Raw genomic sequence first — 11690 nt, 5'->3', positions numbered from 1 at the left:
TCAAATTATCACATCTTTACATCTCCACATTTTAACATTTTCCCATCTTCACAACACGTCTCAATAACTAAAACTAGAAAGTTATCATTATATTACGCTATCCAGAGAAGCATAGAAGAAGTGGAGGTCGGGTAAACATTCTCACTGAAACTTAGGTAGTGCTAAACTTTTATCACGACTGGGTAAAAAGAAAAAAATACTTGTGAAGACATTTTGTTAATTGGCAGACAGACAAAGCTTGCATCAATGGATCAGCCTGCAGACCAGACTGCTGGCAAAAATATATGGGAACAAAGACTAGGGAATATGGGGGAGAAAGGGGCTTATAGGTGGAGAATGAGGGTGCTTCATCTAAAAAACTTCCTCCCCCCTTCTATTTTTAACCTTTAATATATTTCTTTTGTCTGCCTTCCCTGCCTGCTGCAGCTCTTTAAAATAGTCCTTTGCGATTTTTCCAACAGTAGAAGACTTAACCCCGTAGCATTTCACCTCTTCTTTAAAAAAGCGGGAATAGCTGTTTTTTGTCTTTTCGTCAACACTTCCGGTTAAGTCCTTTCTGGCCCTGGATACGATATCGGTTTACACAGTTTTTTATTTAATCAAAGGTGTTACTTATATCTTGTTTTTCAGGTGAAAGAAATGGTCAGGTATAGGAAAGGTACGATGCTCCGGAAAGACAAATCTGGGTGGCATTCAAAACATTTTTCATGAGGGAAGCTCAATTTTCCATCATGCCTCAGGTAAAGATTCGCCCTCAGGAACTTTTCGATGCCGAGCGTTTATTTGAAATTCTCACACAAACGGCCTTTGAATTTGTAGAAGTCCCGGTAGAAACCCTTGAAGATGAAAAGCGATTCTTGAATCTGAATGAGGTAAAAAAGAAAACCAATTTTGAATACAACTATTCAATTCTTTATAACGGAATACTTGTAGGAGCCTGTGGGATCAGGATCGATCAGCACAGGCCGTGGGCAGGGGAACTCGGTTATCTTGTGGACGAACTTTATCAGGGGCATGGAATTGCAACCGAAGCTGTAAGGCAGCTTGAGGAAATTGGTTTTGGTGAACTGAAATTACATAGGATTGTTATCCTGATGGATATTAGAAACCTCGCAAGTGAGCAGGTTGCCCGGAAGTGCGGGTACGAAAAAGAAGGAATTGCAAAAAAAATCCACAGGATAGGTAAAGAGTATTATGACTGCTTTGTATATGCTAAAACCAGGTAAAAAGCGGCAAGAAAAGGGTGAGAAACAGGGCAGTGGGGCAGCAGCAAAAATTAAGTTTAAATCAACCGATAGGTAAAAAATAAAAAAGGAAGAAACAAAGCCTGTATCGGGGGTCTGCAAAACTCAGACCAGCCCAACGGTCTCTACAAGGCTGACTCCGTACCAGACCACCATAAGGTTGTTTATGGTTACCAGAATGCCTACGGATTCTATTATGTGTTTTGTGAGAGCCCAACGCTCCTTTGACGTTTTTATTAACGGAGCTACGTAAAAGAGCAAAAGGACAAATACAATTTTTATAAGCAAGAGATGATAAATTCCGTAATTTTCCAGTATCATTGCGGGAATAGGGTTATATTCCGTGCCGAACGGCAGGGCGTAAAAGGTAGATACCCAGTCCCCTATCACATAGAAAAGGATAATAAAACGGATTTCGTACAGATAAGACCTAAATGAACTCTGAACATAGCCAACTTCCAAGAAAAACCCCCCTCGATTACTTCTTTGTTTTTCATTTAAAGCGATTTTAGTTTCTAAGATTATATAAACGTAAGAAACTAAGATAGAGGTTTACAAATTTTAGTAAGGGGACCGTAACTGTTTTAATAATATTTAATGTGTTTATGAACACCCGTATACGAAAGAAAGGTTTAAATGAGCTTAAATATGCTTAAAAACAATAAAATATATATTAACAGAATTTTTTCAGAAATAAAATAAAAAAAGAGATTTTAAAGGCTCCTGAATTCTTTTTTGAGTATATTTTGGAGATCATTTCTAAAGAAAAACTGATACCTCTAAAACATGTCTTCTTGGGATATACGCAGACTGGTTTTTTCTAGAGTTAAGAAGTGTACTGTAAGATGGAAAAGATTTAAAAAGGAGTATTTCAACCAGGAGGAAAACTCCGACTAAAAGTGATCCCAATAAAAGTGATCCCAATAAAAGTGATCTCAATAAAAGTGATCTCAATAAAAGTGATCTCAATAAAAGTGATCTCAATAAAAGTGATCTCAATAAAAGTGATCTCAATAAAAGTGATCTCAATAAAAGTGATCCCAATAAAAGTGATCTCAATAAAAGTGATCCCAATAAAAGTGATCTCAATAAAAGTGATCTCAATAAAAGTGATCCAGCAAAATCATGAATTGAGAGCCCTGCTGGAGATAACGACTTAAGTACTGGTTGAAAGTCTGATTTCAAACTTAAAGAACCGACGGGCTCATACTGATAAATAATGAGTAAGGAAACCTGGCACGTTTTTGACCTCAGGAAGCTTCTTGGGATAGTGTGAGTGAAAAGAGGAAACTATCCCTTAACCCACTAATTTAGTCATGTAAGATGAAAGTGACATGAGGTCTCGGATTAAGGCTATAAAGATATAGAATTAAGTTTATTGCCGCAAAAATAATGGATTGAACCGGTTTTTACAATTTGCAGAGTAAGCTTCGATGACTTTTGTTGCAAATTGCGGAACTGCAACTCTGCCTGCAGAACAATCCTCCTCAGATGAGAGCCTGGTAGTAATCTCCTTTTTCCAGGATTTTTACCGGAAGAGAGAAAAGTTCCGAGAGATTGGCATCTGTCAGTATTTTCTCTTTTTTTCCGTCCCTGAAGATTTTTCCTTCTTTTATAAGGATCACACGGTTAATTTCGGGTATAATATCTTCAAGGGCGTGGGTGACCAAAATGACACTTTTTCCTGAATCCGCAATTTTCCGGACGCTTTCACGGAAACTGTGAAGGGCTTTCAGGTCAAGGCTGGTTGTGGGTTCATCTAAAATGAGAGCTTGCGGATCATGCACAAGAGCTCTCCCTATAAGTGCTCTTCTGGCTTCTCCCGTGGAAAGCTCGCACATCAACCGATCCGCAAGGTGAGTAATCTCAAGAAACTCAAGAACTTCTCTTGCTCTGGCTACCATTTCAGGGGTAACCTTGTGGTTATAGTAGATCCCTATGCTGCTGAAATATCCCGAGAGTATGACATCCAGAACTTTTGTCTGACGGCAATACGTCTGCTGAAGATCTCCAGAGACGATTCCCAGTAATTTTCTGAGCTCAAAAACATTCCAGGTATCGTTGCCCATGATTTTTAGAACAAGCCCATCTGGTGCTGCAAGAGGGTGGTATTCTTTTGTAAATGTCTTTATCAGGGAAGATTTGCCCGAGCCATTAGGCCCTATAATTGCAACATGTTCTCCTCGCTCAATAGAAAGAGATACCGAATCGAGGATTTTTTTCCCACCCCTGACAACAGTTACGTTTTTTAATTCAAGCAGGAAAGCAGAATCATTTTTTCCTGGAGAGATCGTTTTCCGGGTCATTTTATCATCTATTCTGGAAGCAATAATTGATGAAATAAATGTTGGTAATTACACCCCTGTACTATATCTGAGGATTGCAGCAATTCCACCAAAAGCTATCATAAATTGAGAGCCTTCGTCGAAATCTGTTGATATAAAAGTAATCCTTGCATCGCCTTTATCGGCGAGTTCTGATAATTCACTAACGATATCAATAACATCCGTGGCTTCAAGTGCAGAACCACATTCTGGACAATTTCCTGCCACAGGAACAGCTTCATTGGGTTTCCGTTTCCTTGTCCGTTTATTCTCATATCCGCAAATGCTGCATTTGATAGTCACTCTTTCAGATCTCAGGTCTTCTGAAAGTAAAAGCACATCAACTGCCTTTATTTCAAGATTTGCCCGCACATTGTCTTCTCCATAGGATACTTTACCAGACTCAGTAGCGATCTCTTTAAAAAATATTTCCATATCTTTCTTTTGTTTAAATAAGTCAATACCCTGGAGTGTATCCTCTGCTGCATTTATTAACTCAGAAAAACCCGATTCATCCGTATACCCCGTATCAAACAATCCGAGAACCTTTTTCTGAAGCTCATAATGTAGAAATTCACCTTCACTGAACTCTTCTTTAGTCGGAGAATGCCCTCCTATAAGAATGCCTTTAAGTTCAGCTGGCTCTAATTCAAGGAATGCCGCACTTGCAGCATCCCCTATTCTTTTGTAGAAATCATGAATAGCAATGCGTCTGAGTTGTTCAAAACGATGCGCGCTCTGGCCTCCTTTTCTTTGTTTGCCGGGGACCGTAGAGTGGAGATGCCTGATAACTTCAATTTGTTTACCTACAAGCATTCCGATAGTAGCTTCTCTTAAATCAAGAAGTATAAGCCCATAAGTACTGCACTCTCTAAGCATTTCCTCAAGAGGCTCAAGATAAAAAACGGAATCACAGTGATATATATAACGCACAACAGGGTCCGGAGGAATAAGAACTTCGTTCACCATGCCTGTCCTGTTAGCTCCGGTATCGACAGTTCCTGTTAAATAAACTATCCCATTTTCCGGTACTTTGTTAAGAAATTTTAACTTTGCCAGCAAAGAATCAAGTGCTCCCTGTAAGTTCTTGCTGGCAAGTTCAGGCTGAATGTTCGAAGCCTGTTTATGTTCTTCTCTCAAATGATCTGTAACATCTGAAATCTGTTTATCAGGAGGAATATAAAGGGAAATTAATTCTGTGCCCCTTCCACTTTTATTTCTTAGAGTTTCAAGCTTCTTTTTAAATACATATTTTTCATATGTACAGTATTCACCCATTCCAGCTTCCTCCTTCTCTCATACAAAATAGTTGAAGGACCTAAAAAATAATAGAAGACTACAATAATTAAGTTATGCTTTATCTTTTCAAAAATATTTTTTTAAATGTTCCTGTAAAACTTCCCTCCACCCCCGCATGCTCACGAAGTGGGCAGATATTGGGCGGTCACTGGTAAAAAAGAATAAGGGATTACAACCAGAATAGGAAATGAGAAATAATTTTGGGACAAATAAGTTTTTATCAGTATCTTAAGTTCTCATAAAATAGGGTAATTGATAGTTATTAGGGTAATTGATAGTTATTAGGGTAATTGATAGTTATTAGGGTAATTGATAGTTATTAGGGTAATTGATAGTTATTAGGGTAATTGATAGTTATTAGGGTAATTGATAGTTATTAGGGTAATTGATAGTTATTAGAGTAATTGATAGTTATTAGGGTAATTGATAGTTATTAGGGTAATTGATAGTTATTAGGGTAATTGATAGTTATTAGGGTAATTGATAGTTATTAGAGTAATTGATAGTTATTATATACTTAACATCTCTTTTTCCTTTCAATCGGGTGAATGCTATGGATAGAAAACAACGTTCCGAAAAATATGACTGGTTAAGTTCAAAAACTCAAAGCATACTTAAACATTATAGCTGTCCTGAATCATGTAATGGGAGTTGCTGCAAAAATCATATTATCGATTTTAACAGAAAAGAATATGAGAAAATCTTAAAAAATATAGATAAAGAAAGTGTGAATATATTAAAATCGAATGCGGTAAAATCAGAGTTGGAAGGATGTTATAAAGCGATAAATGCCGTCGGGCAGTGTCCATTATTGCTAAACTCAAAATGCAGAATATACAATAATAGGCCGGAAGCATGTAGAAATTTTCCTTTTGTAATTTATCCGGATGCGGAAGCAGGATTCGGTTTAACGTTGTTATTGTGTCCGATGTCTGTTAAAATAATTCAGGATTATGCACAGTGGTATAAATCGGTAAACTCAACAATGTATAGTAAATTAAGTGCCGTGTCCGAACAGTATAAAAACATAGACAAAAATAGTGATTTTTGTATTCAAATGAAAGAGCATAATTTAGAGTCGTTCATAGAATTTCTTGAAAAAGAAGGTTACTACCTGGTCTGAAGCTGAAGAAAAGCCCATTCCGGTTCCAGCCCTGAAAAATCCACCTGTTCCAGAGCTTACCGGGACAGGGGAGAAGGATTCAATTCCGCACTCCCAAAGTTAAAAACCCTCGTTTTCCACTAAGAGTTATTAGCTCTCCCGATAAGGATATTCTTTAATAGTCCCGGGCAAAGTCTATATCATGACAGTGATGGGAATAATTGGCTGCAGGGTATTCGAGGATGAAATTGTCCACGTGCTTTCAAATGATCCTGAAGTTGAAAGGATTTACCTCGTCAAAGACGACGAAAACATCGGCCTCCTGCACAAACTTGAAGTTCAGGGGCTCAAGCCGGTGTTCCTGCCTGTTTACGATATCAGGGTTTGCCTGGAGCAAAGTAATGAATTCAGCGTCATTGTCCAGCTTCAGGAGATAGGACTCCATATAAACCCTTCTGGACTCAAAAGTAAAACATATACAAACCTGAACCTGATGTCAAGGTTTGCAGACGGAATCCTCCTTTTTTACGGGCTTTGTGGGCATGCATTTTCCCGGGTGCAGAAAGATTTTGCCCATACAGGCTGTTCTCTACAACTGCTGCAGGACAGAAGTTCAGGCGTGCCGGCCCAGCCCCTTGCAGACTGCATTGCAGCAGCTCTTGGAGGCAACTCCCGCTACCGGGATATTTTGAAAAACCACAGTGATACTTTTTTCTTAACTCCCATGTGGGCCGCAAACTGGAAATACGCTTTCGGAGTGGATAAGAAATCGCCCGGGAGGTTTGAATTCACCCCTAAAAACCTGAAAGAACTCGGGTATCGAAAAGTTGCAAGAGTTAACACAGGGCTTTCCTACGAACCTGATTTTAAGGAAAAAATTGAAGAATTTGCACTTAACTTCGGTTTCGAGGTCATAGAACTTAAAGGCAGCACTGAAATAGCACAAAAATCGTACAATCTAATGCAAAATATGCTGCTCAAGCCGCTCAAAGCCTGAAAATACTTTGTTCAAAAAGAGTTTTCAGAGTTTTAGTCCTTAAGGATTGACTCAAAAACGATTAACTTTTTTGAAATTCGAAACTATCTTGAAGGCATTACGTTAAGTTATTGGAATATGTCAAGTTATTGGAATATGTCAAGTTATTGGAATATGTCAAGTTATTGGAATATGTCAAGTTATTGGAATATGTCAAGTTATTGGAATATACCAGAGGATTAATTAGTGCATTTTAGTAACGCTCAGGTATATAAGAACACACGTAGACTAATAATTAGATATTTTTAATTAGATATTTCTAAAGATGAAAACATAGTTTTGTAGAAAACCTGATTACATGATTTTTTAAGAATATATCTTTAAGGCAATTTTTGGAAAATTACATGAAATCCCTCCGAAAACGCCCTTCCAGCTTTCAAAAGGGGAAAACCCCAAGTTGCGAGGAATTAAACATGCCAGAGGAGTCCACATGTCAGTAATAACCATAATAGGGTGCAGGATGTTTGAAAACGAAATAATGCACCTTATTGAAAATGACCCTGAAATTGGAAAAGTGCTTGTGGTGGAAAACGAAGACTGCGACGGCATCATGAAAAAGATGGCCAAAGCCGGAATTGCACACACCGCTCTTCCTCTTGAAGAGATCCCCGAAAAATCGGCAGGGAAAGATAAAGGTTTAACCCTGATCGTCTACATGCTTGAATTTTCCCTGCATGCAATCCCTGAAAACCTTAAAAAAACCGTTTATTCAAAAGTAGAACTTATGGCACCCTGCTCGGATGGAGTCCTGCTCTTTTACGGGCTTTGCGGAAACGTGCTCGGGAATATTGAAAAAGACTTCGAAGCCCTGGACTGCAAAGTCTGTATCCTGAAAGAAGAAAACGGAGATATCGTTGACGACTGCATCAGTGCCGTGCTCGGGGGTAGAGGTAACTATCAGAAGGTCCTGAAAAACGGCAGAGACGGAGCGACCTTTTTCCTGACCCCAATGTGGGCTGCAAACTGGAGAGAAATGCTTCGGGCTGCAGGCATGACTCAGGACCCGAATAATATAGAGATGTCGAAGTTTGTCTTTGACTATGCGGGTTACAAAAAAGTTGCAAGGATAAATTCAGGTCTTGCCTACGAAAAAGACTTTGATGCCTGTGTAAAGGAATTCGCTACACTCTTTGAGTTTGAGGTTACAGAACTCGAAGGGACACTGCAGCTTGTAGAGAATTGTTACGCAAAAACAAAAGCTTCAGTATTCGATGCCTGCCCTCACATCCAGGCTTAAAGCCCGGATCTGAAAACTTTTTTCCCCGGCTCATTTTTTTTTCTTCCTTAGCCAGGCTTATGTGTCCCAATCCTTATCCTGTTTAATCCTTACCCTGTTTATAGTTCCCTTCCTTCTCGCCCTTATCAGTTTCCTTTATCAATTGATAGGTATTAATATTCACAAGGAATTAAAAATAAACATATAATCTAAAGGCAAAAAACCTGAGGGGGAATTCAGGACTTGGGAAACCATTTCATAATACTTGCCGGAGAAGAGGCAGGTCCTGCATCAAATAAAATGGGCGGGATTTGGAACGTCATTAATGAAGAGGCACATACCCTTGCAGCTCTTTTTGACTCTGGAAAACTAAAGGCAAAAGAAGATACCGAAATCCTTGTTGCGGGCCCATATTTCGGGCACAGGGGGGCGGACTGGAACCGGGGTTTGAACAGGATTACAGATATGAACGGGCTTGCCCCTCTCAGCACTGATGGAGAGCTGGAGAAGAGTCTGAAAACCCTTGAAAGTGAAGGCATTAAAGTTTTCACAGGAGAGGAAATGGTAGGGGAAACCCGGATAGGTTACCTGCAATTTCAGACTTCTGATTTTGGAAAAATCCGCTCAACGTATATGGGGAAAGAGATAACTCTCGAAAGCAAGGTCAAAGCCGAAGCCTATGAACTCCTGGGGCTTGACTCCCTGAGATACGAAAGCATGCCAAATGGTGCGGAATATACACATTACCTTTCTCTTTCGCATTCGATTTCTGAGCTTATCCGGCTTCTTGTAAGTTCAGCTCCTAAAACTGCCGACACCTGGGCAGAAGAAACAGGTTCAGGTAAAGATTTAATTCCCTGTCCCGGGGTTTCTCTGCACTGTCATGAGTTCGGGGTATTTTATGCACCTGCGAGACTTAAGAAACTGGGGGTCCCGGCAAATACTGTCGCAACCCTGCATGCTACTCTTCCCGGCAGGGCTGCCGGATATAATTCCATTCAAAAAAGAAGAAATAATGATAGTACATGGCCTCCGGGTGTGCCTGAAAACCTTGCCTCCCTTGAAGCCCTTGCGCTGTACTCAGACACGGTTACGGCAGTGGGGGAGTCTACGCGCCAGGAAGCCAGACTTTTTTACGGCATTACCGGGATTGTCATCAGAAACGGAATAACGATCGCATCCGAAAAAATAGATTGGGATCGGAAAGAACGCTGTCTCGCAAAGATCCGGAATTTCCTTTCCGAAAACCTGTACAGGTATTATGGAGGGGAAAAGATCGAGCCCGAAAAGATCATCCCCATTTTCACAATCTCCCGCATAGAGGTTGAAAACAAAGGGTACCCTGACCTTCTAGATTCCCTTGTAGCTCTCAATCATATAATAAGGAACAGCATCATGGAAGGGCATATGGAAGAGGGGATAAAGGTGATCTGCTTCCTTGTAGCAGCAGAAGGCCCAAAAACCAACCTTCCAGAAGGGTTCCCTATAAATCTGCCAAAAGACGTGCTTGTAGGAAACGAGCTTAGGCTTCAGCAGATGATAGAAGAGAAGGGGCTTGATTTCGCAAAAATGGTAAGAGGAAAGTGTTCAGTTGCAGCTGTGCTCTATCCCCAGATCATCTCAACTGAAGACGGTGGGCTGGGAATGGGAGCAAGGGATTTTATGGCAGGCTGCTGTGCTGGAGTGTTTCCTTCCCGCTATGATCCTTTCCTGCTCACAGGGCTTGAAGCCGGAAGAGAGGGAACCCCAAGTGTGGTAAGCCGGGTCTGCGGTTTTAGTGATGCCATAAAAACTATCGAATCCCTGGTAGAAGTCCTGGGAGGAGTAATAGTTGTAGACAACATAGACCTCTCTTACTACGAGACCGTCCTTGACTACGCTCTGGCAGTCAGTTACTTTGCCAGAAATTTCATAGACGACCGGGTGAAATATAAACTTCTCTGCAGGGAAGCTTTTCTCCTTGCAAAGGACATGGACTGGGAAAAACCCACAGCCCAGTATTATGAACTGATAAGCGGGGCACGCTTCTGTAAGCAGGATTAATGAGGTTTCCGGGAATGGGTAAAAAGAAACAAGGAGCGAGTTGAGGTTTTCCGAAAATGCCAGAAATAAGAAAGCATTATTTTCTCCCCGAATACTGCATAATTGCTGAAGAGAGGGCTAAAAGACCTTCGGATTTTGCAGGGGCAGCCGAAACTTCCGAAAAAAACACCTCTGAAAGCTGTGTGTTCTGCGGGGGAAATGAAGAAAAAACGCCTCCTGCAACTGCAGTATATAAGAATGGGGGGGTCTTTGCCGATACCGGGGAAAAAAGAGTGCTCAACTGGGATTTTCGCTGTTTTCCAAACCTCTATCCTGCACTTTCTCCTACCCCGCTTCCCCCCGGATTTCACGGAAAAGGGCTTGAAGCTTTCCCGGGTTTCGGATTCCATGAGGTAATAGTGGAGTCCCCTGTGCACGGGAAAAAACTGGAGGATTTCTCTGACACTGAAATATCCGGGCTTATGAGGGTCTATAAAGACAGGTTTTGTCATTACGCCGCCCGGGAAAAAATCCGTTATGTCTCCCTGTTTAAAAACTCTGGAAAAGCTGCGGGCGCTTCACAGGACCACCCGCACAGCCAGCTCCTCGCCCTGCCGGTTTGCCCTCCGATTCTGGAAAGGGAACTGAAGGCTATTAGAGAAAAAGAAAAATGCCCTTACTGCACTCTCCTCGAAAAAGAAAAAGTCTCAACACGCCTTATCCAGGAAAATAGCAAATTTGCGGCTTTTGCCCCTTATTATTCAACAGGACCCTTTGAAGTATGGATTCTTCCAAAAGAACATATCAGTTTTCTGGGAGATTTCAGTCCGGAACTCCTTTTTGCTCTTGGAGATATTTTGAGAACAGTTCTCAGGAGTTACGCAAAAGTACTCGGAAACCTGCCCTATAACCACATGTTCTACCAGCTTTTTGAAACTCCGGAGTACCATCTAAACCTCAGGCTGCTGCCCCGGATCTCCACTGCTGCAGGGTTCGAACTGAATACTGGAATTTGCATCAACACGGTTTCTCCGGAAAAGGCAGCCTCATACCTGAGGGGGGATGGATGAGTTCTCTCAGGATAAATCCGGGAGAAGAAATAGAAGAAATTGAAGAAATAGAAGAAATTGAAGAAATAGAAGAAATTGAAGAAATAGAAGAAATTGAAGAAATAGAAGAAATTGAAGAAATAGAAGAAATTGAAGAAATAGAAGAAATTGAAGAAATAGAAAAAATTGAAGAAATAGAAGAAATTGAAGAAATAAACAACTGGAGTGAAAGTTTACAGTGTAAAACATATGGAAAAACCAATGGAGATATATTTATGTACAATCATATAGGAATAAAGTGAGGGAAGTATAAGAGATGTATCCGTAATGCGAAAATTGTTCTGTAGACCAGGTATATTAGATAATTCCTGTTTAGAACAGGTACGTGAAGGGTTAGG

The 11690-nt window shown here is 40.5% G+C and carries 12 protein-coding genes; 8 read left to right on the top strand and 4 right to left on the bottom strand.

The window, feature by feature from the left end; all coding sequences use genetic code 11:
• Positions 1–351: 351 nt before the first annotated feature.
• Complete coding sequence (locus MSWH1_RS18485; protein WP_082088146.1) at positions 352–573, bottom strand: DNA alkylation repair protein; 222 nt, start codon at positions 571–573, stop codon at positions 352–354.
• A 113-nt stretch (positions 574–686) separates the two neighbouring features.
• On the opposite strand from MSWH1_RS18485, the gene MSWH1_RS12995 reads away from it, so the two are divergent.
• A complete protein-coding gene (locus MSWH1_RS12995; RefSeq protein WP_231591786.1) occupies positions 687–1226 on the top strand; it encodes a GNAT family N-acetyltransferase in 540 nt (179 codons plus the stop codon).
• Between the two features lie 123 nt (positions 1227–1349).
• Here the strand turns inward: MSWH1_RS12995 and MSWH1_RS12990 are convergent, their stop codons facing one another.
• Positions 1350–1706: a DUF5658 family protein gene (locus tag MSWH1_RS12990; RefSeq protein WP_048129168.1), complete on the bottom strand. Its 357-nt coding sequence runs from the start codon at positions 1704–1706 to the stop codon at positions 1350–1352.
• A 406-nt stretch (positions 1707–2112) separates the two neighbouring features.
• Between MSWH1_RS12990 and MSWH1_RS21010 the strand changes: the two genes are divergently transcribed.
• Entirely contained in the window at positions 2113–2373 is a 261-nt protein-coding gene (locus MSWH1_RS21010) for a pentapeptide repeat-containing protein (protein WP_082088252.1), read from the top strand.
• 358 nt (positions 2374–2731) lie between these two features.
• Here the strand turns inward: MSWH1_RS21010 and MSWH1_RS12980 are convergent, their stop codons facing one another.
• Both MSWH1_RS12980 and prf1 read right to left on the bottom strand, forming a co-directional pair.
• Complete coding sequence (locus MSWH1_RS12980; RefSeq protein ID WP_048129164.1) at positions 2732–3550, bottom strand: ABC transporter ATP-binding protein; 819 nt, start codon at positions 3548–3550, stop codon at positions 2732–2734.
• A 48-nt stretch (positions 3551–3598) separates the two neighbouring features.
• Positions 3599–4846: a peptide chain release factor aRF-1 gene (prf1, locus tag MSWH1_RS12975; protein ID WP_048129161.1), complete on the bottom strand. Its 1248-nt coding sequence runs from the start codon at positions 4844–4846 to the stop codon at positions 3599–3601.
• A 574-nt stretch (positions 4847–5420) separates the two neighbouring features.
• On the opposite strand from prf1, the gene MSWH1_RS12970 reads away from it, so the two are divergent.
• The 6 genes from MSWH1_RS12970 to MSWH1_RS12945 all read left to right on the top strand — a co-directional run bounded on the left by MSWH1_RS12970 (position 5421) and on the right by MSWH1_RS12945 (position 11594).
• The gene (locus MSWH1_RS12970; RefSeq protein ID WP_048129159.1) at positions 5421–5990 is read left to right on the top strand and encodes a YkgJ family cysteine cluster protein; all 570 of its coding nucleotides are present in this window, start codon (positions 5421–5423) and stop codon (positions 5988–5990) included.
• Positions 5991–6171: 181 nt separating this feature from the next.
• A complete protein-coding gene (locus MSWH1_RS12965) occupies positions 6172–6966 on the top strand; it encodes a DUF1638 domain-containing protein (RefSeq protein ID WP_048129157.1) in 795 nt (264 codons plus the stop codon).
• Between the two features lie 469 nt (positions 6967–7435).
• Positions 7436–8242 carry a DUF1638 domain-containing protein gene (locus MSWH1_RS12960; protein ID WP_048129155.1) on the top strand — a complete coding sequence of 269 codons (807 nt, stop codon included), beginning with the start codon at positions 7436–7438 and terminating at the stop codon, positions 8240–8242.
• Positions 8243–8464: 222 nt separating this feature from the next.
• Positions 8465–10264 (top strand): glycosyltransferase family 4 protein, encoded by a 1800-nt coding sequence (locus tag MSWH1_RS12955; protein ID WP_082088145.1) that lies wholly within the window; start codon positions 8465–8467, stop codon positions 10262–10264.
• A 56-nt stretch (positions 10265–10320) separates the two neighbouring features.
• Complete coding sequence (locus MSWH1_RS12950) at positions 10321–11313, top strand: DUF4921 family protein (protein ID WP_048129153.1); 993 nt, start codon at positions 10321–10323, stop codon at positions 11311–11313.
• Entirely contained in the window at positions 11310–11594 is a 285-nt protein-coding gene (locus MSWH1_RS12945) for a hypothetical protein (RefSeq protein WP_048129151.1), read from the top strand. The genes MSWH1_RS12950 and MSWH1_RS12945 overlap by 4 nt, the downstream gene beginning before the upstream one ends.
• The last annotated feature ends 96 nt before the right edge of the window (positions 11595–11690 follow it).

The sequence above is a fragment of the Methanosarcina sp. WH1 genome, assembly GCF_000970005.1.
Classification (GTDB): Archaea; Halobacteriota; Methanosarcinia; order Methanosarcinales; family Methanosarcinaceae; genus Methanosarcina.
Note: the sequence above shows the minus strand (reverse complement) of the source record. Positions and strands in the feature narration are given on the sequence as shown.